Genomic DNA, 24341 nt, shown 5'->3' with positions numbered 1-24341 from the left:
TTATTTTTTAATTCCGGCAATTGTATATATAAAATCCATATCTGAATTTTCTTCAATCAGTTTTGCCAGTTTATTAAACTCTATTTCCTTTTCGGCCTTGGATTGAGTTCGGTAATTACATTTTTTTTCCGAGCCTATCAAACTGTCTTCATCTTCAAGTTCCAAATGCATATATGGAATTGTCGCAATTACGGGAATATTCAGTAATTCTTCAATCATTTTAATGCCGGAATCCAAAAGACTCTTATCTCCGCGGAATTTATTTATAATCATTCCTTTAATGCGGCGCCTGTCTTTTTCCGGTAATAACATAACGGTTCCGTAAAGCTGCGCAAAAACCCCGCCACGGTCAATATCCGCAATTAACAATACGGGAGCATTTGCCATTTCCGCCATTCCCATATTTACAATATCGTTTTGGTTTAAGTTTATTTCCGCAGGACTTCCGGCTCCTTCAATTACCACAATATCGTTTTCGTTTTCGAGAGTTTTAAAACTTTCCGAAATCATATTACGGCAAGATTTTTTATATTCAAAATACTCCCGAGCATTCATTTCGGTTTTTTCATCGCCTAAAATAATAACCCTTGCTCCGGTATCGGTTTTAGGAATAAGAAGAATAGGATTCATTAAGACGGAAGGTTCCGTTCCCGCCGCTTCCGCCTGTAAGGCTTGCGCAGTACTTATCTTTTTCCCTTCGGAGGTTACAAAAAAACGAGAAGACATATTTTGTGATTTAAATGGAACAGTTTTTAACCCGTTATTCTTAAAAATGCGGCAAAGTCCGGTACAAAACAAAGATTTACCTGCCGAAGAAGTTGTTCCTTGAATCATTATAGCAGGCATAAGGTTATACCGATAGGTTAGGGTTAAAACCTGTTATCCCAAAAAAACTTGGGCGTTGTTATCTATTGCTAAAATAGTTTTACATTCGGAACATCTGAATCTTCCGGGCTTTGTAGCTTTTAATTTCTTTGAGCAAATCGGACAAGCAAAAATTTTCGGGAAGATTTCTGATGGAGCTGCCGTCGATGATGCCGTTTGAAAAAAGGCTACCGCGTCTGAAAGTGCGTCCTTTATATTAAAAAATTGAGAAAAGCCCAAGAGTTGAAATATTTCATAAACCTTAGGCTGTATATCCAATAAAACGATATCTCCGCCGTGAGGTTTAACTGTTTTTAAAAAAGCCGTAAACGAACCGATTCCTGTAGACGAAACATAATTTAGAGCGGCACAATTAAAAATAATTTGTACAAAGCCTCCGTCTATTAACTTTGCAATTCGTTTTTGAAAAAAAGAGGAGTTGTAGGTGTCAATGTATCCGTTTAGGAACACAACTATACATTTGTCGAGACCGTCTACTTTTTGCAGCTTAATCTTTAAGCTGTCATCTTTTTCGTCATCAAATCCTGCTATAACGCTGTTATTGCTCATATTTCTCCCGAGTCCTAGACTAAAATTTCTAGTATCTCCAGACCTCATTATAACCTTTATTTAAAAAAAGTCAAATGCAAAAGCCTGAAACTTAACCATTTTCTATATTTATCGGTTATTTTTACTAAAATTGTAGCTTTTTTTTTGAATTTTCCGCAATATTTACAAAATATTCCCGTATACCCTGTTATACGGCGCTTTTGCAGGTAATTAGCCGGCGGACGGCACTATGTTTTAAAAGCTATAGAAATTTTAAAGAATTTATGTTAAACTCTCATATCCTAAAAACTAAGGGTGATTTTTATGACAATTTTACAGGCAATTATTTTGGGTGCGATTCAGGGTTTGGCGGAATTTTTACCTATTTCAAGTTCCGGCCATTTGGCGATTGCGGAGTATTTTTTTAAGCAAGAAAGCCTTCCCATTCTTTTCGATATTCTTTTACATCTTGCAACTCTTGCCGCCGTATGTACGGTTTTTGCGAAAAAAATAGCCCGACTTTTTTGCGTCTTGGGAAGATATATTACCGGAAAACAAAAACCCGAAGATAAAGAGGATATTAAAATGATTCGGGCAATTATACTTGCCACTTCGGTTACAGGAGTAATAGGAATAATTTTAAAAGATTGGGTAAAAAATATAGATGTCAAAATCGTTCCGTTTTTTTTCATCGTAACGGGATTTGTACTTATTCTTTCGTCTTTTATTAAGCCTAAAAAACAAAAAAAAGAACCTTGTATTATATCGGCTTTGGCGGTCGGCGCTGCGCAGGGTATAGGGGTTATCCCGGGTATTTCGCGTTCCGGAAGTACTATTTCAGCCTCTCTATTTTCAGGTTTGACACGCGAAACTGCGGGAGAATTTTCATTTCTTCTTTCCGTTCCCGCAATACTTGCAGCATTTATACTCGAGTTAAAATCTGCCGATACTTTACTTGTTGGGATAAGCATTCCGGCTCTTGTTGCAGGAATGACTTCAGCCTTTATAGTAGGATTTTTTTCTCTTAAATTTTTGCTCGGACTTATAAAAAAAGGAAAACTTGTATATTTTTCTTTTTATCTAATCCCGCTTGGAATAGGATTAAGCATTTACTTTTGGGGGTTTGCAGGATAATTGCCGATAATCCTAAGGGCTGCCTCGTAATTGGAGTTAGGTTTGAATGTAGAATCAAAGTATAGAATTTTATCTATAATATTGGGAATAGTATTTTTTCTCTTATCCGTATATATCGCTCTTTCGGTATTACTGCCTATTTTCGGAGTTGCCGAAATAATTTCTCCTTTTTCAAGAATCGGTTTTATACTTTTTTCCACTTATAAATTTTCTTCGCTTTTAATACCTTTTATCTTACTTTATTCCGCAATTCTTTTAATCATACCCGGTTGGAGTACACATTCAAAAGCCGTTTTGGCGGGAATGCCGATATATTTTTTTACTTGTGTGCTGGGCGAACACTTAATTTATTTTTTAATTCCTAAAATTACAAATACGGCAATAAAAGACTTTGCCAATGCTTCAATTGTACTTTGTACGGGGCTTTTAATTTTACTGGAAGTATTTCTTTCACTTATAATTGCGGAAAAGGCAAGACATAAAATTATTAAAAATTGTGATAACGATGATGATGAATTTGCGGAAGACATTGTAGGAGACGGGTATCATTCCGTAAATCAAAACACAACTATTGATTTACAGTATAATAAAAACGATATTTTTTTAAAAAGATTTATAGGAAAACCTTCTTATCTTCCTTCGGCATCTGTTTTAACTCATGAACAATTTTTAAAAACGGGAATAGCAAACGAATCCGAACAGCATGAATCTATAAAATCTTTTGAAAAAATTGCTGCGGATATAAATGTCGATATAGGCGGGAATGTTATTCCCGGGAAAAAACCTGATTTAATCGATTCTCTCGTTGTAATTGAAACTGAAGATATAAAACTTGACTCCGATATTGAAGAGCTGGAAGTTCAAGAAGAGACGAAAAGCGATGATAATAACGAACTCTTAGAAGATAATCCAAGTACGGAAAATGCCGCCGATTTAAACGGAAGCGACACGGAAAATACGGAAGGCGTTTTTAACGAGCATGCGGATATGGACGATACTGAAGATGACGATGAAGAATGCATTGAAGTTTCCGGTACGGAAGAAGATATATCCGATGAAGAAGAGGATTCCTGTGAGAGCGGGTATGAAAACGGAAGCGGGGAAAACTCGGAACCCGATTCTATAGAAATAAGCGCTGCACAGCCTTTAAAACCTAAAGCCGAAGAAAAGGTAAAAGGCTATCATATTCCTTATGATTTATTAACAAAATATCCGGGAAATGAATATTGGATAATAGACGATTCCACAAAAGCGGCGGCAATCGCTTTAAAAAACACCTTCGCCGAATTCAGTATAGATATTGAAATTACAGGAATACGTAAAGGCCCTGTAGTAACAATGTTCGAAGTGCTGCCTCCGCCGGGTATTAAACTCGGGAAAATTACCGCCCTTCAGGATAATATCGCTTTAAGACTTGCGGCACAAAGCGTGCGTATTGTAGCACCTATCCCCGGTAAGCAGGCAGTCGGAATTGAAGTGCCTAATAAAATGAGAGCTATTGTAGGTTTCCGCGAGTTAATAGAAACGGATATTCCCGATACAAAAAAAATGGGTATTCCCGTGGTGTTGGGTAAAGATGTAACCGGAGAACCTCAAACCTTGGACCTTTGTCAAACGCCGCACTTGCTTATTGCAGGAGCTACCGGTTCCGGTAAATCCGTTTGTGTAAATTCCATAATTCTTTCCATATTGTATAATAAAAGCCCTGAAGAAGTTAAATTGCTTTTAGTTGACCCTAAAATTGTCGAATTAAAACTTTATAACGGAATAGGTCATTTGCTTACACCCGTAATTACGGAACCTAAGAAGGCATTGCAGGGTTTGCAATATTGTATTTGCGAAATGGAAAGACGCTATGCTATGCTGGACGGAATGAGCGTACGCGATATAAAAAGCTATAATAGAAAAATCCGCCGTGAAAAACTTGCCGCCGAAACTCTTCCCTATATTGTAATTATAATAGACGAATTTGCAGACTTAATGGCAACTACCGGCAAGGAGTTGGAGGCAACCGTTTCCAGACTTTGCGCGATGAGCCGTGCGGTAGGAATTCACTTGGTACTTGCAACACAGCGGCCGTCAACAAATGTTATAACCGGCTTAATTAAAGCGAATATTCCGAGCCGTATTGCCTTTATGGTTGCTTCCCGCATAGACAGCCAAATTATTTTAGATAATAACGGAGCCGAAAAACTTTTAGGACGCGGCGATATGCTTTATGTAAGCACCGCAACTCCATTCCCCGCACGTATTCAAGGAACCTTTGTTTCCGATGATGAGGTTGAACAAGTTGTAGAACACGTAAAAACTTTCGGAGAGCCCGATTATATCGATGATGAAATCTTTATTGACGATGATGATTATACACAGGGCTCCTTATTTGAAGATGAAAGCGACCCTCTTTATGACGAAGCTTTGGAAATAGTCTTAGCTGAAGGAAAGGCATCGGCTTCATATATTCAGCGTAAACTTAAAATAGGCTATAACAGAGCCGCCCGTATAGTGGAAGAAATGGAAGCCAGAGGAGTTGTAGGCCCTGCAAACGGTTCAAAACCGCGTGAAGTTTTATAAAAAAGATATGCCCATCTTTAAAAACCTCACCGAAATTTTTTAAAGACATTTAAAATAAACGGTTTTAACTTTTTGTAATTTTAGAGCCTCAGTTCCAACCATTATTGCATTGCGAATAATTCAAATGATTTTTATGTAAAGCGGCTTTTATAAAAAACTTATAAGAAATAGAAAAGTACAGCTCAATTGCAGCTTTATTTTATTTATGTTATACTTAATTTTTATAGGAAAAATTAAATGAGTATAAAACTGTTGCCTAAAGAACAAATCGAAGAAGTATACAAAAGATTAAAAAAACATAACCCCAATCCCAAAGGAGAACTTTACTCATCAAATGTTTACACCCTTTTAATAGCCGTAGTTCTTTCCGCACAAGCGACCGATGTAGGTGTAAATAAGGCGACCAAGGCTTTTTTTCAAGCAGCAGATACTCCTGAAAAAATGCTTGAACTTGGCGAAGAAGGCGTAAAAGAATATATAAAAACAATTAATTTATATCCTACAAAGGCAAAGCGTATTATTGCATTAAGCAAAATCTTATTGGAAGAATACGGCGGAAATGTTCCCGATAAGCGTGAAGATTTGGAAAAGTTACCCGGAGTAGGCAGAAAAACCGCAAATGTTGTTTTAAATATGGGCTTCGGACAACCGGCAATTGCGGTAGATACTCATATTTTGCGCACGGCACCGCGTATAGGTATGTCGTCGGGAAAAACACCGCTTGAAGTCGAAAAAGATTTACTTGAAGTTACTCCGAAAAAATATTTATTAAACGCTCATCACTGGATATTATTACACGGAAGATATATTTGCAAAGCACGTAATCCCAATTGCGGAGACTGTTTTTTAACCGATATTTGTATGAAAAACGGCATTGAATAAGTTTTACAACTCTTATTCGGGTTTATCTCCCCATATTTCTTTAAAAGAATGAATAGTTCCGCAATATTGACAGGCATAGCGGTTATCGGGGGTACGGTAAAACATTGCTGGTGCTCCTTCCGCTTGAGCGGGATGCGAAACGCAAGCCTCATTGCGGCAAATTAAATCTTCAAAATTATAGATACGCGGAGGTAAATGCGTTCTGTATTTTGCTTCAATTTTTCCGTCTTTTATAATATTTAATGTACAACTTGCCGCAACTCCTGCAAGCCTTTTTAAATCGGCTCGCGAAAATTTATATTCGCCGGGTCGAAAAATAATTCCTTTAAAAATATTTGTCCCCTCCGTTGAAGTGGAAATCCATTCGCCGCCCTTACCGTCTTCCAGTTTCATAACCTTTGTAATTTTTGCAATATGTCGGCGTATACTGGCGGGCGTATCTCCCCGGCAAATATGGTCTATTACTATTCCGTTTTGAATGGGACGCACTCCTTCCGAAAAGGTTTTAACCTTACTTTTTCCCTTAGTTTGAACCGGAACTTCTACAATGTACTCCTCTCCTTCGTTACAAGAACCGGGCAAAGCGGAACCCGAATAATCTTCTCCGATTTTTCCTGCAATCATAGAAAGAAGCACTATACGCACATACATTCCGTTTATCGATTGGCTTTCCCAGCCGTTAAGAGTCGTTCCGTCCAAAAAAGAAGGGATAGTCGGGTGTTTCCGGTGCCGGGGCAACGGATGATAAAAACGTGTATTTTCCGGCAGCTTTCGGATAAATTCTTTTTTAAAAGTTATTGAGCGTCTAAGCTCTTCCTGTTTTTTTAAAATCTGCTCGCCCATTCTTTCAAGCTGCGGACGGGTAAAGTACCAAATTTTTGCAATGTTATCTTGATTTAAATAGTCTTCAATTGAGGAAAATTCTCGGAGTTTAAATCCGTTTTCTTTCATTTTAATTTTGTAATAGTCGGGCATCGCAAGTTCCGGAGGGGCAATTAAATCTACGGTTACGGATTCGAAAATTTTTAAACCGTCCGCTTTGGAATGTACGGTTCTGCCGTGATATAAATCGCCTACAAGTGCAAGATGAATATTTTTAAATGACCAATTGTTTTCTTCCAAAAATGTAAATTCATCTAACAATTCTTGAGTAGGGTGTTCGTGCTTTCCGTCGCCTGCATTTATAAAAGCGGGCTTACGTTTTAAGTTATTCCGTTTTGCAAAGGCTTGGGTTTCGTCTTCAAGCCAACGGCATACACCTTCTATTTTACTTCTAACGATAAAAATAGCGTTGCGGTACCCTGCAAGGGTATTAAAGGTGTCGGCATAGCTTTCTCCTTTATTAAAAGAAGAAGTTTCTACCGCCAAATCGCTTAACTTAACTTGATGAAAATTCGCGGCATTTCTAAAAGATTCTTTTGTGCGGGTACTGGATTCCAAAAACACTTCATAAATTCCGAAATCTTTATCGTTAATCCTGAATTTATCCATAGTTTGTTTATCGTCTTCTTGAATCGCTTTTTTTAAAATACGCGTTTTTTCAAAAAGATATTTCCGCTCTTCAATAGATAAGTCGTCGATGACGGTCAACGATTTCCCTGTAAAAACGTTTGCCATAATTAACCTCCGATAAAATCGAAAATGCAAAAAAAAACATCGGCAAAACCGATGTTAAAAAACAAAATCGAAAAATAAAGGAAGTTTATAAAAAAATTTTATGTGCGGTTTACGGTAAGTGAACATTTTTATGCCTCCGATTTTATTCGATATTAAAAAAGAGTATATAAAAAATGCAAGTTTATGTCAACGGGCTTAAGAGCTTATGCCGCGAATTTAAACTGATCCGTTTTTATACCATTAGGCTTTAGCCTTCCACATATCGGTACTTTGCGGGAAATTAACTGTTCACTCGTGCCTATAGCTTCTATTTTTCCGTTATTCATAACTACAATACGGTAAGCAAATTTTACCGAGCTTAAACTATTTCATTATCCTTTTGATAAACCGATACCGTCAACTTCGGGATAAAACATTGTATTTAATGCGGCGGCACTTCCATTAAATTTCGCTTTTTGAAGACTTTTATAGATTTTTATTTATCGGGCGGAATTTCGGTACGGCTGATTGCTGCATTTTCTTCAAGAGTAATTTTATACTCTCGAAAGTTCTAAAATGTACCGGATACGTTTTTAAAAATACTATCGGGTCGTATGTTCCGCGGTGTTTTATACGCCGAATTCAACAGTACCGGAACAGGGCGTATATAAACCGGCAATAAACCTTACCAATGTAGATTTTCCTGAACCGTTCTCCGCTACAATTTCAATTGTTTCGCCCTGCTTTATTGTAAGATTTATGCCGTGTACGACAGCTTATTGGCTCTCGGATATATAAAACTTACATTTGAAGCAATAATTCCATTAGTAAAATCAACAATTTCGTTTTTCCAATTTCAACTTAAATACTTCTTTAATTTATATTATATACATTTAAATGTAAGATTATAAGAGGTATTTGCCCGCATAAATCAATTTTGTAATTTTTTTGAGGTACAAAAATGACCTTATTTTATCGCTGCACGGATTGAGTTTTGTTAACGCAAAATCCGATCCGCGCGGTATTATTTTTGTTACCCGCATTATTTATACTTTCCACATTGACTTATTTTTTGTAACACTATTATTCCGTTAGTACGGTTATAACTATAGATAAAATGTCTTAAAAACGGTATAATGTTAAATATATAGATATAAACAAATTGTGATTTGGAGAATGGAAAATTTCCAATGCAGATGGCATTGTCTAAAAATGCTGCCGAGGTTACTTTGCAAACTTGCATATTGTATGCATTTTTCAGCTTTGCTTGCAAAAATGCGAAAAATAAACAATCCTCGATTTAAAAAAAATCTTGCGGTTGTTTATTTTATAAGGAGGTTTTTATGTCAAATAAGTCAAAGTTAAAAGTTTTTTCTTTTTACATGTTTTTTGTTTTTCTTGTTTTACTCGGAGCTCAATATATTCTTTTAGATTTATATTCCACGCGCTTATTTGAATTTCAAGAAAATTTATTAAACCTTAAAACAATCCGCGTAAAACCTCTCGTAGAAACTCTTGTCGTAATCATTACTCTTTTGCTTATAAATATACTTGCGCGCTTTGCCGTTATCCGGTTCGGGTGCAGAAAATTGCAGATAAAAAAGGATATGGTAGAAAAATATTTAAGCCTTCCGTTTTCGTACTATTATGATGTAAACTATGCGCAAGTTTTAGACTCGTTACAAAGTTATCCCGCATTTTTTATAAACGACGTTTTAAAAATATATACGATTTCTTTTAACGCCGTAATTTGCGTTTTGATTTTTATAAAACTTTTTTATGTAAGTGCAATGCTGTCGGTATTATCCCTCGGTTTATTGATTATCTTCTTTTTAGTAGACAGATTATTTTTACGCCGTGTTCGAAGCATAGATAAGCTGCGCATAAAATTGGCCCCCTCATTATACAAGGATCTTGGAGACTCCGTTTCAGGACGATTGGATATTCGTTCCGTAAACTCGCATAAATATTTTGAGCAACGTATTTTTTCAAAAATGGATAAACTTTGTAAAGATTGTTTTAAAAAAAAGGAAGGTTTGGCGATAACGCGTAAGAATTTAGAGCTTATTATTCAAAAAGTACTGCCTCTTATGTCGCTTCTAATTGCCTTATTTCTTTTTAAAGATAAGAGCGTAGGTAATGCGATAATGCCTTTTTATATGCTTTTTATTTTATTGCCTAATCCGTTGAGTGCGATTTCTATATTTGAACATGTCAAAAATTTAAAGACAATGATTGAACCCATTGAAGAGGTTTTACAAAGCAAAGAAACCGAAAGAGGAAATTCTTTATTTATTCATGATGATATCAATGTTAATTCATTATTCGTAAACTTACGCAATCAATATCTTCTTAATGACATCAATGTAAGTATTAAAAAGTGTGAAAAAGTTTTAATTATAGGAGATTCCGGCTCGGGGAAATCGGTATTTTTAAACTGTCTTATGGGTATAGACTATCAACAAAGCGGGCAAGTAAACTACGGCAGTATGGAAGTAAGAGAATTCGATAATAAAACTTTTTTGCAAAATACTTCTTTCCTTGATTTAAAAGGATTGGTTTTACCCGGCACATTGAGATACAACCTTCTTTTAAATGTTTCTGAAATAATAAGCGATGACTCCTTAAAGTCTTTTATTCATGCTGTAGGTGTTGCGGAATTTATTCCGTTTTTATATGACCTTGACAAACAGCTTGATCCCGATACCTTATCCGACGGGGAAGTCGTTACGGTTTCGCTTTTAAGGGAGCTTATTAAAAAGCCCCATATATTTTTTCTTGATGAAACTTTCAGTTCTCTGGATGTCGCAGTTGAGGAATGTTTTTTGAAATATCTCATGTCGACGGATAGTACCGTAATTATGATTTCTCATAAAAAAGAACATGTGCAATACTTCGAGCGGGTGCTTTATTTTAAATCCGGAAATATTCACGTCGATATAAAAGCAAAATATGCTTTAACGAACCCGCCTATAAAAGACTTTTACGATTCAATGTATACCGATATACAAAAAGGAGCTGTGCTGTGAAAACCGTTTATACTTTATATAAAAAATTCTATAAGGGTTTGACTTTACCTATTATTTTTTTACTTGTTCTAAATGCGTGCAATTCTATATTTCTTGTTTTAGGAAAAGAAGGCCTTAACAGAATATTGAATCATCTTTCTTTTGCATCTCTTTTAGCTATGTCAATATCCGTTATCGTATATACTATACTACAAACCGTTTATGAACTGATATTAAATAATTCCATTACTTATTGCGCATTACCGCCTATGATGAAAAACTCCTTTCATCACAGCTTGGTAAACAGTAACCGTAAATTGGAAGAAGAAGGTTTTTATATAATGTCCTATACTCAAGATATTAACATTCTTATTCCTTTTTGTTTTCGCTTTCTGGCTTCTTGTTTTAATGTTATTATTCTTAACGGCTTTTTATTCTCCATATCCTTATTTCTTCCCGTTATTTTATTAACAATAATTATATCGACTAATATCGTAGTTACTTATTTGGATAAACGAATAAACGAAACATACGGTTTACTTGACGATGAAAGCATAAGCTACGGCGGTATTATTAAAACGACCTTTCAATCAATTTTTTTAACATTAAATAACTCGGTTAAATCGGAGTGTAAAAAATCTATTTTACAAAAAGATGAAAAGCTTCTCAAAATTGAAAATAAAATTAAAATGATGGAAGCTGTAAAAAGCATTTTTTTTGAAGGACAAAATTACTTTATTCCTATTATAATAAGCCTGTTTTGTGTTTTTGCATTGCCCGGCGTAAATTTAGTAAATCTTTTATACATAATCTTTATTATTTCGTCGGTTAATCAAAATATGTCAAGTGTTTTTTTAGCGGCAAGGCAAATAAGACGCTCGGTTCCCATAGCGGAAAAATATTTTAAGTATATTGAAGAATGTGAAAATAATACAAAGAAAAACATTCATAACGATGCAGCTTTGATTAATGCAAAAAATATTTCGCTGCTTAAAAACGGCAAACCTATATTAAACAATATCGATTTTACACTCCATGAGGGCGAGCAAATTGCCGTTGTAGGACAAAACGGTTCCGGAAAAACAAGTTTATTACGCCTCCTTACAATGAACGAAGCGGAGTTTTCAGGATCGCTTACATATAATTTGAAAACCTTAGGTGCAAATACAATTCCTTGTCTTTGGAGTCATCCGCATATTTTTAATATCTCCTTACGCGATAATCTTGTATTCGACAAGTCCGTTCCCGATGCTGACATAATGCAAATGCTGAATGTGCTTAAATTGGCACATTTTGTAGATACATTGCCTGACGGCTTGGATACTGTTATGGATATGAACAACTTAACCGTATCGGACGGGGAGCGCAGCAGAATTGCTTTAGCGAGAATATTGCTTTTGACCTCCGATTGTCCCGTCTTGCTTTTAGACGAATTTTCCCGTAATGTCAATACGGAAATAGAAGACTTAATGCTTAATTTAATTTTTGTTAAAAAATCCGCAATCGCTGCTGTTACAAATAATATTTCAACTGCAAAACGCTTTAAAAAAATTTTATTCGTTGCAAGACAGGACGGAAGTCTTAAGGAAATCGGCAAAGACGGCATAGCGGAAAGAATAAAAGCGGCAAAGTAAATATATTTTTGGAATTTACAGTTTTTAACTTGCCCATCATAATTTAAATACCCCCCCTATTTGAACCTACAAACAAATAGGGGGAATTTTGAAATTTCGTCCTATTTGACAAGGACTAACTATACTCTTTATAAATAAACAGCTCCTTCGTGTTTCAGCTTGTATTACCGGTCGGCGGTAAATTCTTCTATTCTTTTTACAGCCGAAAGATTAAAATTTTATTTATAAAATAAAATTTATATTTACAATAAAATCGAAAACCAAGTCTTGAAAAAATATAAAATTTATGATATTCTTACAGTCGGGACTGTTTATTTCCGTTATAGTCTGCAGTATGCGTTTCACACATTTTTTCTACAAATATAATTGATTTAAATAATCCTAATACTTTTATATAAGGACGGTTTTTATGAGCCTAGAAAAAAAACTTGTCATGATCGACGGTAATACAGCCGCAGGTCATGTTGCCCACGCTTTAAGCGAGGTTATTGCCATCTACCCGATTACGCCGTCAAGTCCTATGGGAGAAGTAGCCGATGAGTATTCGGCACGCGGCAGAGAAAACATTTGGGGAACTGTTCCCGATGTTGTAGAGTTACAATCGGAAGCGGGTGCTGCGGGTGCAGTGCATGGCGCTTTGACGACGGGTGCCTTATCTTCTACATTTACCGCATCACAGGGGCTTCTCTTGATGATTCCGAATATGTACAAAATTGCAGGTGAATTAACCAGCACCGTTTTTCACATTGCAGCCAGAGCCGTAGCTTGCAGCGCTCTTTCAATTTTCGGAGACCATCAAGACGTTATGGCTTGCCGCCAAACGGGCTGGGCAATGCTGGCTTCCAATTCCGTACAGGAAGTTATGGATTTAGCCGTTATTTCGCATGCCGCAACTTTGGAATCTCGCGTTCCGTTTCTTCACTTTTTTGACGGTTTCAGAACAAGCCATGAAATTCAAAAAATTGAAGAGGTTTCTTACGACATAATGCGCGAAATGATAAGCGATGAGCTTGTACGCGCACACAGAAAAAGAGGTCTTACACCTGAAAACCCCGAACTTAGAGGAACAGCTCAAAACCCGGATATTTACTTTCAGGGACGCGAAGCAGTAAACAAATACTACCTTGCAACACCGGAAATTGTTAAAAAAACAATGGATAAGTATGCAAAATTAACGGGAAGACAATATCATTTATTTGATTATCACGGAGCCGCCGACGCGGAAAATATTATAATTCTTATGGGTTCCGGTGCGGAAACCGTGGAAGAAACCGTTGATGAACTTAATTCCAAAGGCGGAAAATTCGGTGTCTTAAAGGTAAGACTTTACCGCCCCTTCAGTGCGGAGCATTTTGTAAAAGCAATTCCTGCAACGGTTAAGGGAATTGCCGTTCTTGACCGCTGTAAAGAAGCTGGAGCCCTCGGGGAACCCCTTTATGAAGACGTACGCACCGCCATCGGCGAAATGCAAGCTGCAAAAAAATGTCCGTTTACAAATTACCCCGTAATTCTCGGCGGACGTTTCGGATTGGGCTCAAAGGAATTCACCCCTGCAATGGTTAAGGGTATATTCGATAATCTGACAGGCGAAAAGAAAAATAATTTCTCCGTAGGTATTGAAGACGATGTTACAAACACCAGCATAAAATACGACCCGTCATTTAAACTTGAAGATAAAGATATGCACCAAGCTATGTTCTTCGGTTTGGGGTCGGACGGTACCGTAGGTGCAAATAAAAACTCGATAAAAATTATCGGTGAAGCTACGGATAATAAGGCTCAAGCCTATTTTGCTTACGACAGTAAAAAATCCGGAGGCTTTACAATTTCACACTTGCGCTTCGGAAAACACGCAATCCGAAAGCCTTATTTAATTACCAATGCCGACTTCGTTGCCTGCCATAAATTCAGTTATATTGAAACTTATGATATGCTGAGCACTTTAAAAACCGGAGGAACCTTTCTTTTAAACGCTCCTTACGGAAAAGATGAAATTTGGGATAAAATTCCTGCGGAAGTTCAAAAGCAAATTATAGACAAACAGGCTAAATTTTATGTAATCGACGCTATCAAAATTGCGGAAAAAGCCGGAATGGGTACCCGCATAAATGTTGTTATGCAAACCGCCTTCTTTAAGATTTTCGGTATCTTGCCCGAAGCGGAAGCGGTAGGATTGATTAAAAAATTTATCGAAAAATCTTACGGCAAAAAAGGACCTGAAATCGTTCAAAAAAATATTACGACAATCGATATGGCCCTTGCCGGAGTTGAAGAAGTTAATTATCCGAAAACCGTTTCAAGCACTCTTAAAATGCACCCTGCAATTACAAGCAATGCCCCCGAATTCGTTCAAAAAGTTCTCGGAAAAATTGCCGTTCAAAAAGGTGATGAGTTAAGAGTAAGCGAGCTCCCCGAAGACGGAACGTTCCCGACCGCAACCACTCAATACGAAAAACGCGGTATTGCGGAGAATATTCCGATTTGGAAAAGCGAAATTTGTATTCAATGCGGTCAGTGTACAATGGTTTGTCCACACGCTGCAATAAGAATGAAGGCTTACGATTCTTCTCTTCTTAAAACCGCTCCCGCCTCATTTAAATCTTGCGCATATAAGGGCAAGGAATTCGAAAATTCGCACTTTACCATTCAGGTTTCACCTGAAGATTGTACGGGCTGCGGACTTTGCGTTAAGCAGTGTCCTGCAAAGTCGAAAGAAAATCCCGAAATTAAAGCAATCAATATGGAAAACTTCGTAGAAAACCGAAAAGCGGAGGTTGAAAATTGGGATTTCTTCTTTAATACTATTCCGGACCCGGATACAAAGAATCTTAATTTAAGCACGCCTAAGGGAATTTGTATGAGAAAACCGCTTTTCGAATTCTCCGGTGCCTGTGCGGGCTGCGGCGAAACTCCGTATGTAAGACTTCTTTCGCAATTATTCGGAGACAGAACCGTTATTGCAAATGCAACGGGCTGTTCTTCAATTTACGGAGGAAACTTACCTACAACACCTTATGCAAAACGTGCCGACGGAAGAGGTCCTGCATGGTCCAACTCCCTGTTTGAAGATGCGGCCGAATTCGGTTACGGTATGAGGCTTACAAGCGATAAGCTCGCAGTGTATGCACGCGAAGTTGCCGTTAAGGTAAAAGAAAAAGGCATTGCCGCAAACATAATCGATAAGATTTTGGCAAATACTCAAGAAGACGATAACGCTATTGAAGACCAAAGAAGCTATGTTGCGGAACTTAAAAAAGAATTGGCCAAATCGAATGACGAGCTTGTAAAAGAGCTTAATTCTTTAACCGACCACTTTATTAAGCGCTCCATTTGGATTTTGGGCGGCGACGGCTGGGCTTATGATATAGGTTACGGCGGTCTTGACCATGTACTCGCTTCAGGAAAAAACATCAATGTTCTTGTTATGGACACGGAAGTTTACTCCAATACGGGCGGACAAATGTCGAAGGCAACCCCCATCGGAGCCGTTGCAAAATTTGCGGCTTCCGGTAAGGAAATAGGTAAAAAAGACCTCGGTATGATGGCTATGAGTTACGGCTATGTATATGTTGCCCATATTTCAATGGGAGCAAATATGAGTCAGGTTATTAAGGCTTTCCGCGAAGCCGAAAGCTATGACGGACCTTCAATCATCATTGCATACAGCCATTGTATTAACCACGGAATCAATATGACAAACGGTATGACAAACCAAAAAGAAGTAGTAACCTGCGGACTTTGGCCCTTATACCGCTTTGACCCGCGTCTTGCAGAACAGGGTAAAAATCCGTTCCAACTTGACAGCAAGGAACCGGACTTTAATATTGCGGACTTTATTTATAAAGAAGTACGCTTTAAAACCTTAAAGAATGCGGACCCGGCCCGTGCACAAATGCTCTTGGATAAGGCTGTTGCAAGAGCAAAGAGGCGATGGCAAGAATATAAATACTTGGCCGATAGACCTTTCTAAGAGTTATGGAGAGGGAAGATATTTTTTTCAGGATAAAAGTTTTCTTCCCTCCGCCTTCTTCGAAAAACCCGCTTAGGGGCTACGCCCCTAAGCCCCCTGTTCGGCAATAGTTTAGGCCGGTACTTTAATGAGATTACCCGCTCTTCGGATTGTTGCAACGGTTCCATGATTTTTAAAAACAGGAGAAAAGATACAAGACACGAGAAAAAATAAACAAAAGAGGTATTTTATACGATTAGAGCTTTTTTCTCGTGCCGCTCCGTCTTTTTGAGCTTAAAGAAAAACCTGAAATTATTATTTTATATGAAGCCCTTTCCGGTCTTGACAAAATACGGGAAAAAAGAGGCTATCGAAAAATTAAAGGCTCATTTTGCGGATTCGATTATTCTTTTTATTACACACCGTAAAAAAACATTTGGCTTATAAGATAAAGTTTTTGAATTTAAGGCAAATGAATAGATATAGCGATAAGAATTCGGCAATGTCTTAAAGTTTCCCCCGCCGTTCCGTAATACAATAAAAAACGGCAAAACTTACCCCGCATACCTTAAAAAATTCAGCATAAGGCATGCAGGGATTTTATATTGCCGTAATCAATCAACACCTAAGATAACCGGCCCGTATTTAAAAGAACTACACTCTAAATTTGCCGACTTCTTGAGCTAAGGCTTCGATACTCATCTTATTCTTTTGAGTAATTTCGTTTACTTCCTGTACCGCATTGTTTATCTGTATTGCCCCCGAAGCCATTTCGTTCATACTGTCCGTTATAGTGCGTGTTAACCCGTCAAGCTTATTCATCTCATCGGCAACGCCTTCACCGCCTTTAAGCATCTCTTCGGAGCCCGCCTTTACTTCCACCGTTACCTCATTTATATTGCGTATTGCACTTAACACTTCCCTGCTTCCGTTTTCCTGCTCATGCATGGCTTCCATAATGCGGTTACTCATCTCTTTGACATTTTCCGCCAACGAAAAAATTGCATTAAATTTTTCTTCTACCGTTTTTGAAGCTTCCGAAAGAATTTCAATTTCTCCCGATAATGTTTTAAGCGTAGATGTGATACTCTTTCCTTGAGCTGAAGATTCTTCTGCAAGCTTTCTGATTTCGTCCGCCACAACCGCAAAACCCTTTCCCGCATCTCCCGCATGGGCAGCTTCTATTGCGGCGTTCATAGCCAAAAGATTTGTTTGACTTGCTATGTGCTGAATAACGGAGCTGGCTTCCATAAGGGAACCCGATTCTTCCGCAATTTTTTGAGTAATAACATTTGAAGAACTGAGAGTTTCTTTACCGTCTGCGGTAGCTGCCGCAAGCTCTTTAATAACGCCGTCGCTTTTCCCCAAGGTTTGAGTAATGGAACCTATATTGGCAACCATCTGCTCAACGGAAGCGGAAGATTGAGCTACCGAAGCGGCTTGCGTTTCAATACTGTTATTAAGATGTTTTATGGTGCGGATAATCTGCTCTACCGTAGCGGCTGTTTCCGTAACGCTTGCCGCCTGTGTCATAACCTGTTCCTTAACGCCCTCTATATTATTACCGATTTGATTTATAGAACTTGCAGTTTCGGTCATGTTGGAGGAAAGCTCTTCCCCTATGCTCTGCATAGTTTTAGCATTACCTCCTACTGATTTAATGGCAGCCCCTATTTTTTCGATAGTTTGGTTAAAGTATCGGGAAAGGTCCGTAATTTCGTCATTACCGTGAATGGGGAGCCGTACCGTTAAATCGCCTTCGCCCTGAGAAATATCTTTTAATGCCGCAACTACCTTTGATATGGGCTTTACAAGCGCGTGGGCTATTAAAAAAACTACAACAAGGGCTGAAATTAAAATACTAATACCTATAAAAAACATCGAACGCTTCAAAGTTTCTACCGTTCCCATAAATTCCCCTACGGGAGCCATAATAACGGCAGTCCAATCCGTACTTTTTATCTTTGCAAAAGAAGCTATAAAATAAACTTTTTCAAACCAAAAGAAATCCACATCGGAATGTTCCGAAATCAAAGCCTTTTTATCAAATGCCGCCAATGACTCATATTCGCCGTTTTTCTTTGCTTCTTCCGCAGAACTTCTTTGTTCTTTTACCCAAGCTATATTTTCCTCTTTATCGGCTATATCTATACCGGTTTTTCCCAAAATATAGCAATAACCAGTCTTACCTACAACAATATCCTGAATATCATGCGAGAGGATAAGCCCGTCAACGGTAGCGTTTAATATACCTATAATATTTTTATTTTCTCCGTAAATCGGAACGCTTAATATTATAATAAGAGCTCCGTCTACTTTTGAAACGATAGGCTCGCCTATAAAATTTTTACCCTGCTTTGAATGTATATGCCATAACTCTTCGCTTGCATCGGTAGCTCTTGCACCGTCCTTGTATAAATTACCCGCAAGGTCCGCTATACCCAGAGTTCTTATTTTATCGTTAAATGCCGCTTCCTTTTTTAAATAAAGCGACTTTTCTTCGTAAGACCCGCCTTCCTGTAAAATAGGAGTGCGGGCAACGCCTTCCAAAAATTGAAAAAAGGCGTTTACTCTTCCGTCAACCACTTGAGCGGTATCGATTGCCTTGTCTATTAAATGAGCTTCAATTTTTTCGGTTACGGCCTTTCCTGCAATCCGTATTGCCAAAAATCCGAGAACAAAAACCGAAATTGAAGCCAACAAACCGAATATTACGAGCAGTTTTAATTTAATTGAAAATCTATGTTTCATTGTATCTCCTGTTAAAAAGTCTTTAAGATGATTTTTTTTAAGCCGAAGAGTTTTTACATATTCAGCTTAAAACATATTATGAATTTATAAAGATTAAATTACGGATTATAATTTTTATTTAAGCCGCTTTAAAATCTTAAAATCTCAGCCTAACTTGTACTTAAAGCCGTTCGAGAGGCTCAATACGCCTTAGTCGAGACATTCGATACGTCCTATTTGAGAGGCTCGAACAGCCGTACCCCTAAAGAGAGCCCATCTTATAGGAAAATATAATGCTTTTTCTCAAACCGGACAAGAGGATTTTATGCAGGTTAAAACGGAGCATTTTTTTAAAATATTTTATCCGTAATAAAATACCGTTTCAGGTCTCAGTTAAGCCGTTTTAAGTATTCTATATCCTGTTTTATATCGACTGCCCTGCTTCCCGAAGGCGCCGATTTTAAGGCGTTTTCAAGAAAACTCAGGATTTCGGTTTTCGGATATTTTTTCGAAAGAGCCGCGATATAAGCTATGTTGCACCAAACCCCTTGAGCTTCTTCAGGGGTTAAAATATTCGTACCCAAGGTTTCTTTAAACTCATCAATCGCTTCTCCGTATTTTTTTTGCAAAAGAAGGTCATCTATAACAAGTTGTTTTTTTGCCAAAAGGAATTTACCCGTAAGCCCGCTTTTATTTTCAGGGTCGCTTTTTATTCCTTCTTCAAAAAAAGGAACATATTTTATGGAATCTACAAAATATACGGAATTAAAAAATTCCTCTATTGCTTTAATTTTTTCCATGCCTTCGCTTTTATCTATTTTGCCGCGTAAATTCGAAACCGATTCACCTTTAGGCCGGCGGGCATTTAAAAATTTAATCAAATCGTTTGAGTTATTTATTTCAGACGGAATAAGCTCCGAGCAGTAGACGTCTCCGTCTTTGTTAAACATACAAATATGCGGAACTTCAAGAACATTGTAATCGGAAAATAAAATATAGTTTTTTTCCAATTCCTTTTTAGACATTAAAGCTTCATCTTTTACGATGTTTACATTATAAAAAACGAATTGTTTTCCCGCCTTTGAAAAAAAGTCTTCGGTAAAAACCTCATCAAGCAGCTTTTTACTCGCTTCGTTGGTATCGGAAACGGTAAAAATTATTACCCCGTCTTTTTTGGAAGAGACGATGTCTTTTTCGATATTATGTACATCGCTTTTCCATACATTTTGGCCGGTAGCACATGCTGTAAAAAGTGCGGTTAAAAAAAATGCCGAAACCGTAAACAGATTTCTTTTTATATTCATATCAGCTCCCATAAAAATATTTTCAAGCACATACAATATGCGTATTTGCCGAAAAGCAATCTCGAAGTATAAACGGAAAAACTCCATTTGTGCAAGTAAGTCTATCACACCTATTATAATTTGTAAACCGCCTTAACTTTGTTTTAAAAGCCCCATTATAAACGGCATAGCGGTTTGTACCGAAAAAATAAAAAGGTATATGTAGGCTGAAATTTGCAAGACGGCTCCCGCAACGGCAACCGTTTTTTCTTTATTTTTAAGTTTGTAAAAAAGCCCCGTTCTTCCCGCCCATGCAAGATATGCCGCGGCGATTATCGGAATACTCATACCGAACGAAAGGGCGGCAACCGCTAAAAAACCCAATCCCGGCACTTTTAGGCTTACCGATAATACCAGAATAAACATTGCAGCCGGACAAGGATACATTCCGCTTATAATAACTGCTCCGAGCTTAAGCGGTTTATATTCTCCGCTCTTTTTAGATTTAAGGTCTAAAATTCCGTCAATTATACCGTAAAATGATAAAATAATCAAAACAAAAAACGAAAACCCTTCCATATAGATTGCGGTATCGTTGGTCGCCGCCGAAATTGCTCCCGAAACTCCGCTAAAAATCAGCATAATAATGCCGGCCGTTCCGCCGTGAACGGCAGCAAGCGTAAGCCCCGTCAGCAACGGCTCTATGGAAGACGCCTTACGTGTAAGATAAAAAGAAAAAACAACCGTTTTACGGTGCCCGGGACCTGCCGCATGAATTATTCCGTACAAAAATGAAAGTCCCAATATGGAAATTAAAACCGAAAAGTTTTTATGTTCCTTCCACAAGGCAATATAGTCACCTAGTTTTTGATTTAAAATACGCTGCCCCTTTAAAACGGATTCTGAAGGTTTTCCCTGATAAACGGGTGTTGGCGAATCTTTTGTTCCCGTAAAGGGGTTTGCACTTACAGGCAAAAGGTAAATAAGAATTAAAATAAAAATACAGTATTTTTTCAAATTAATTTGCATAAATACCCCTTTTTAAAATTTTATGTGAATTTCTCGGGGGTAATATGTTTGAAGACCCGGAGCCCATTTATAATAAACGGTTGTATCGTCTATAGGACCCGTAGGATTATAATACACGGGATAATTTTTGTTTTCCACAATCGAATATACGGGATTCAGTTTTGTTTTATCGCAAATAAAGTTTACCGCAAGCTTTTCGGGATAAGTTATATCGCAAAAAAAAGTATAGTCATAACATGCAAAATATAACTCCCGTCCTTTAAATGCCGTTAAATCGACATAAAACCTGTAACTTACTATTCCGTTTTTTTGCCATAAAGAAAATTTGGATTTAAGAATATGTTCAGGTGAAGTTCTCACGTTTCCCTGCCGCATAAAAATAAAGAAATAGTAATTTTGAGTATAAATAAAAGCGTTATTATAAACTTCGCTTGTTTCCGCGGCATTAAATACTCCGTCCTTATTTAAATCGTACCCGTCTATAATGTCGGCAACTAAAAAACCTGTCGAAGGTCCATGTAACATATGCCCCTTGCAGTTTTTCTCCGGAAAATATAAATTCCACACGGCTTGTAAAAAACATATGCGGGTGGGCATATACGGTTGAGAAAAGTAAACCGAAAATTGCAGCAATAAAATATTTTTTCATAATTTAAACACCAAGTTACAAATATTAAAACAAAATATTCTTACAATATGATACATAAAAGTTCTTGTTTTGTCAAAGAAAATAGTGTATAATATAAACATGAACAAACGAACTCATATTGCAGGAACCATTACTTCCTCGAAAGAAGATTACTTAGAGCGTATCTATGATTTATCTAAAAAGCAAGATGACGGTCATGTGCGCTCCGTTGATGTTGCCCGCGCTTTAAACGTATCACGGGCAAGTGTAAACAAATCGCTTGTAGGTCTAAAAGAAGACGGCTACATTGAACAAGAACCTTACGGCACAATTACGCTTACCAAAAAAGGCAAAACAATTGCAAAAGAGGTTAGAACACGCCATAATGCCTTACGCTCTTTTTTGGTTAACGTTTTAAAAGTCGATTACGACACTGCCGATATGGACGCTTGCGAAATGGAGCATGCCATAAGCAAAAAAACGGCCGAAAAGCTTTATGCCTATCTTAAAGAACTCGGTATTTCCGACTGTTCTGCGGAAGAAAAATAGGCACACAAAAATTCAGCGTATTTGCCACTTCCCGCCGACGTTTTTTATACGCTTTGACGGGATACTCAAAATACGTCCGTCTTCTCCTAAAAGCGATACCATTTGAGTTATCGGATTTAATTCCGTTATCTTAAATGTCGTACCGTCGTAACCGAATTTTATACCTTCAGGCGGCATTGCTTTACGGACATCGGAATACCATTCATGTTCATAAGCAAGACAACATAACAGTCTGCCGCACTGTCCCGAAATTTTAGTGGAATTAAGAGAAAGGTTTTGTTCTTTCGCCATTTTAATCGAAACGGGATTAAGCTTATCCGTAACGCCGTGGCAGCAATAAGGTCTGCCGCAACAGCCCAAGCCTCCTATAATTCGAGATTCATCACGGACACCGATTTGCCTTAATTCCACTCTAACCTTAAACACCGAAACCAAATCTTTAACAAGTTTCCTAAAATCTATACGGTTATCCGCACTGAAGAAAAATAACACCTTAGATTCATCGAATAAAAAATGGCAGCCTATAAATTTCATATCCAAGTTATTTAAAGCAACTTTTTCTTTAAAAACTACACCCGCTTCTTTTTCTTTATTTTTATTTTCTTCAAGCAAAAAAAGGTCTTCGGCGGTCGTCTTGCGTATTACCGTAACAACCTCATCAGGAGAACTGTTTATAGGACATTTTACTTGACCGCAAAACTTGGCAATATCGTTTCCGTAACGGGTCGGAGTAAGTACATATTCACCCGGTTTTACAACAAGCCCTGCAGGAAGTACCGCATAAACGGTTTCTTGAGAATATTCCAATTTAAGCTGATACAAAGGTGAAGGAAAATCTTCAGGGTGAGCCGCTTTACGTAAAGGCGGCACATCGGAATCTTCAAGAGCCGCTATATCTTCTATATTTTCATCTTCATTATAAGTCATAATTTCCTCTCAAAATTTACATAGTCAAGTTAATTAAAAGACCTTTTATTTCGTCCAGTTTTTCCAAAATTTGGAGTTTTTCAAGTTGATTAAATAAAAGTTCTTTTGTAAGTCTTTCCACTTTTTCATCAATGATTTTTACTATTGTATAATTTCTTTGCTTTATGGGATTAAGCCCGCCGGAAATTATCGATTTAACGTCAAGCGAATGCTTAACGGCAAAATTAACAAAAGTTTTAACAGCCTTTTTATATTCGCTTATTGTATCCGTATTTATATTATCCGCTAAATTAGACCCGCTGGAATAAACTTTATCCTGCAAATCCGCCAAAATATCATCTATTGCCGCTTTACGCTCTCCGGAACTTAAGCCTTTAAGACGCGCTTCATAATCGGTTTCCAAAGAATCTTTTTGTGCGGAATCCAAAATTGTATTCAAAAAACTTTTAGGTTTGCGTTTACTTGTCTCTTCAAGTTTTTTATTTTGATTTTTTGATAATTTTGTTTCTTTTGTTAAAAGAGGCGCAGCAGTATTTAATGCGGAAACATAGTTTGCGGTATCTATAGTGCTACCCATTCTCTAAGCCTCACCGTGAATTAAGAAGCGCAGATGCTGCAAGCCCCTGTTTGTTTTTATATTCCTTTTCGACCCTGTCAAATTCGGCCTGATTATTAACCGCAAAGCAAAAGCCGTGCAAAAAAACGTCTTCATCAACTCGGATTTTTTTTGTTAAAATTGAACCTAAAACCAGCCCCGTAGACAAAATCACTACTCCATTAGGAGCAATTACATCGCCTTGAACCATTCCGCCTATGCTTATTGAAGAAGCATGTATATTCCCTCGTACTCTGGCATGTTCGGCTATTATTACCCGCCCCGGAGTATCAATATCTCCGTCAATATCTCCGTCAATACGCAAAAAACCGGGTACACGCAAACTGCCGTTTATAAAACTTCCCGGCCCTATAATCGTATTTACCGAAACATCGTCTACAAAACCCGCCATA

19 protein-coding genes are annotated in these 24341 nt (G+C 37.5%); 7 read left to right on the top strand and 12 right to left on the bottom strand.

The features are described from left to right. Window positions 1-846, bottom strand: a complete 846-nt coding sequence (locus DYQ05_RS03840) for a cobyric acid synthase (RefSeq protein ID WP_206183876.1) — start codon at window positions 844-846, stop codon at window positions 1-3. Between the two features lie 33 nt (window positions 847-879). Beyond that, window positions 880-1434: an STAS domain-containing protein gene (locus tag DYQ05_RS03835; protein ID WP_020964611.1), complete on the bottom strand. Its 555-nt coding sequence runs from the start codon at window positions 1432-1434 to the stop codon at window positions 880-882. A 303-nt stretch (window positions 1435-1737) separates the two neighbouring features. On the opposite strand from DYQ05_RS03835, the gene DYQ05_RS03830 reads away from it, so the two are divergent. The 3 genes from DYQ05_RS03830 to nth all read left to right on the top strand — a co-directional run bounded on the left by DYQ05_RS03830 (window position 1738) and on the right by nth (window position 6000). Beyond that, a complete protein-coding gene (locus DYQ05_RS03830; RefSeq protein WP_206183875.1) occupies window positions 1738-2547 on the top strand; it encodes an undecaprenyl-diphosphate phosphatase in 810 nt (269 codons plus the stop codon). 42 nt (window positions 2548-2589) lie between these two features. Continuing rightward, a complete protein-coding gene (locus DYQ05_RS03825; protein ID WP_206183874.1) occupies window positions 2590-5118 on the top strand; it encodes a DNA translocase FtsK in 2529 nt (842 codons plus the stop codon). A 243-nt stretch (window positions 5119-5361) separates the two neighbouring features. Continuing rightward, window positions 5362-6000: an endonuclease III gene (nth, locus tag DYQ05_RS03820; RefSeq protein WP_024466319.1), complete on the top strand. Its 639-nt coding sequence runs from the start codon at window positions 5362-5364 to the stop codon at window positions 5998-6000. A 12-nt stretch (window positions 6001-6012) separates the two neighbouring features. On the opposite strand, the gene DYQ05_RS03815 is transcribed toward nth, so the two are convergent. Next, window positions 6013-7617 (bottom strand): bifunctional aspartate carbamoyltransferase catalytic subunit/aspartate carbamoyltransferase regulatory subunit, encoded by a 1605-nt coding sequence (locus DYQ05_RS03815; protein ID WP_206183873.1) that lies wholly within the window; start codon window positions 7615-7617, stop codon window positions 6013-6015. A gap of 608 nt (window positions 7618-8225) precedes the next feature. Continuing rightward, entirely contained in the window at window positions 8226-8357 is a 132-nt protein-coding gene (locus DYQ05_RS03810; RefSeq protein ID WP_080653143.1) for an ATP-binding cassette domain-containing protein, read from the bottom strand. A 582-nt stretch (window positions 8358-8939) separates the two neighbouring features. On the opposite strand from DYQ05_RS03810, the gene DYQ05_RS03805 reads away from it, so the two are divergent. The 3 genes from DYQ05_RS03805 (at window position 8940) to nifJ (ending at window position 16208) form a co-directional block, all read left to right on the top strand. Next, window positions 8940-10625 carry an ATP-binding cassette domain-containing protein gene (locus DYQ05_RS03805; protein WP_029408967.1) on the top strand — a complete coding sequence of 562 codons (1686 nt, stop codon included), beginning with the start codon at window positions 8940-8942 and terminating at the stop codon, window positions 10623-10625. Beyond that, the gene (locus DYQ05_RS03800) at window positions 10622-12238 is read left to right on the top strand and encodes an ATP-binding cassette domain-containing protein (protein ID WP_020964601.1); all 1617 of its coding nucleotides are present in this window, start codon (window positions 10622-10624) and stop codon (window positions 12236-12238) included. Before DYQ05_RS03805 ends, DYQ05_RS03800 begins: the two co-directional genes overlap by 4 nt. Window positions 12239-12647: 409 nt before the next feature. Then, window positions 12648-16208, top strand: coding sequence for a pyruvate:ferredoxin (flavodoxin) oxidoreductase (gene nifJ, locus DYQ05_RS03795; RefSeq protein WP_206183872.1), 3561 nt, complete (start codon window positions 12648-12650; stop codon window positions 16206-16208). Between the two features lie 633 nt (window positions 16209-16841). Here nifJ and DYQ05_RS03790 read toward each other — a convergent pair. The 5 genes from DYQ05_RS03790 to DYQ05_RS14455 form a co-directional block, all read right to left on the bottom strand. Further along, on the bottom strand, window positions 16842-18938 hold the full coding sequence (locus DYQ05_RS03790) for a methyl-accepting chemotaxis protein (protein ID WP_206183871.1): 2097 nt from the start codon (window positions 18936-18938) through the stop codon (window positions 16842-16844). Window positions 18939-19306: 368 nt separating this feature from the next. Continuing rightward, window positions 19307-20221, bottom strand: coding sequence for a hypothetical protein (locus DYQ05_RS03785; RefSeq protein WP_206183870.1), 915 nt, complete (start codon window positions 20219-20221; stop codon window positions 19307-19309). Between the two features lie 132 nt (window positions 20222-20353). Next, window positions 20354-21229, bottom strand: coding sequence for a HoxN/HupN/NixA family nickel/cobalt transporter (locus DYQ05_RS03780; RefSeq protein WP_206183869.1), 876 nt, complete (start codon window positions 21227-21229; stop codon window positions 20354-20356). A gap of 12 nt (window positions 21230-21241) precedes the next feature. Next, window positions 21242-21754 carry a DUF1007 family protein gene (locus DYQ05_RS03775; RefSeq protein WP_252723498.1) on the bottom strand — a complete coding sequence of 171 codons (513 nt, stop codon included), beginning with the start codon at window positions 21752-21754 and terminating at the stop codon, window positions 21242-21244. Next, entirely contained in the window at window positions 21690-21878 is a 189-nt protein-coding gene (locus DYQ05_RS14455) for a DUF1007 family protein (protein ID WP_353934588.1), read from the bottom strand. The genes DYQ05_RS03775 and DYQ05_RS14455 overlap by 65 nt, the downstream gene beginning before the upstream one ends. 99 nt (window positions 21879-21977) lie before the next feature. On the opposite strand from DYQ05_RS14455, the gene DYQ05_RS03770 reads away from it, so the two are divergent. After that, window positions 21978-22406: a metal-dependent transcriptional regulator gene (locus DYQ05_RS03770; RefSeq protein ID WP_020964593.1), complete on the top strand. Its 429-nt coding sequence runs from the start codon at window positions 21978-21980 to the stop codon at window positions 22404-22406. 12 nt (window positions 22407-22418) lie between these two features. Here DYQ05_RS03770 and DYQ05_RS03765 read toward each other — a convergent pair whose 3' ends face one another. Genes DYQ05_RS03765 through DYQ05_RS03755 form a run of 3 tightly spaced genes read right to left on the bottom strand, consistent with a single transcriptional unit; the run spans window position 22419 to window position 24340 of the window. Beyond that, the gene (locus DYQ05_RS03765; protein ID WP_020964592.1) at window positions 22419-23333 is read right to left on the bottom strand and encodes a PSP1 domain-containing protein; all 915 of its coding nucleotides are present in this window, start codon (window positions 23331-23333) and stop codon (window positions 22419-22421) included. Window positions 23334-23349: 16 nt separating this feature from the next. Next, window positions 23350-23910 carry a YaaR family protein gene (locus DYQ05_RS03760; RefSeq protein WP_024467129.1) on the bottom strand — a complete coding sequence of 187 codons (561 nt, stop codon included), beginning with the start codon at window positions 23908-23910 and terminating at the stop codon, window positions 23350-23352. Window positions 23911-23920: 10 nt separating this feature from the next. After that, window positions 23921-24340, bottom strand: a complete 420-nt coding sequence (locus DYQ05_RS03755; protein WP_024467128.1) for a bactofilin family protein — start codon at window positions 24338-24340, stop codon at window positions 23921-23923. Between the last annotated feature and the right edge of the window lies 1 nt (window position 24341).

Origin of the sequence: Treponema pedis (genome assembly GCF_017161325.1) — a bacterium.
Taxonomy (GTDB): domain Bacteria; phylum Spirochaetota; class Spirochaetia; order Treponematales; family Treponemataceae; genus Treponema_B; species Treponema_B pedis.
This window is presented reverse-complemented; position numbering and strand designations above follow the sequence as displayed.

Excerpts from the sequence above, each read along its gene's own strand:
- DYQ05_RS03835 (WP_020964611.1), bottom strand. The coding sequence starts at position 1,434 with ATGAGCAATAACAGCGTTATAGCAGGATTTGATGACGAAAAAGATGAC.
- DYQ05_RS03765 (WP_020964592.1), bottom strand. The coding sequence starts at position 23,333 with ATGACTTATAATGAAGATGAAAATATAGAAGATATAGCGGCTCTTGAA.
- DYQ05_RS03840 (WP_206183876.1), bottom strand. The coding sequence starts at position 846 with ATGCCTGCTATAATGATTCAAGGAACAACTTCTTCGGCAGGTAAATCT.
- DYQ05_RS03785 (WP_206183870.1), bottom strand. The coding sequence starts at position 20,221 with ATGAATATAAAAAGAAATCTGTTTACGGTTTCGGCATTTTTTTTAACC.
- DYQ05_RS03780 (WP_206183869.1), bottom strand. The coding sequence starts at position 21,229 with ATGCAAATTAATTTGAAAAAATACTGTATTTTTATTTTAATTCTTATT.
- DYQ05_RS03755 (WP_024467128.1), bottom strand. The coding sequence starts at position 24,340 with ATGGCGGGTTTTGTAGACGATGTTTCGGTAAATACGATTATAGGGCCG.
- DYQ05_RS03760 (WP_024467129.1), bottom strand. The coding sequence starts at position 23,910 with ATGGGTAGCACTATAGATACCGCAAACTATGTTTCCGCATTAAATACT.
- DYQ05_RS14455 (WP_353934588.1), bottom strand. The coding sequence starts at position 21,878 with ATGAAAAAATATTTTATTGCTGCAATTTTCGGTTTACTTTTCTCAACC.
- DYQ05_RS03815 (WP_206183873.1), bottom strand. The coding sequence starts at position 7,617 with ATGGCAAACGTTTTTACAGGGAAATCGTTGACCGTCATCGACGACTTA.
- DYQ05_RS03790 (WP_206183871.1), bottom strand. The coding sequence starts at position 18,938 with ATGAAACATAGATTTTCAATTAAATTAAAACTGCTCGTAATATTCGGT.
- DYQ05_RS03770 (WP_020964593.1), top strand. The coding sequence starts at position 21,978 with ATGAACAAACGAACTCATATTGCAGGAACCATTACTTCCTCGAAAGAA.
- DYQ05_RS03830 (WP_206183875.1), top strand. The coding sequence starts at position 1,738 with ATGACAATTTTACAGGCAATTATTTTGGGTGCGATTCAGGGTTTGGCG.
- DYQ05_RS03775 (WP_252723498.1), bottom strand. The coding sequence starts at position 21,754 with ATGTTACATGGACCTTCGACAGGTTTTTTAGTTGCCGACATTATAGAC.
- DYQ05_RS03805 (WP_029408967.1), top strand. The coding sequence starts at position 8,940 with ATGTCAAATAAGTCAAAGTTAAAAGTTTTTTCTTTTTACATGTTTTTT.
- nifJ (WP_206183872.1), top strand. The coding sequence starts at position 12,648 with ATGAGCCTAGAAAAAAAACTTGTCATGATCGACGGTAATACAGCCGCA.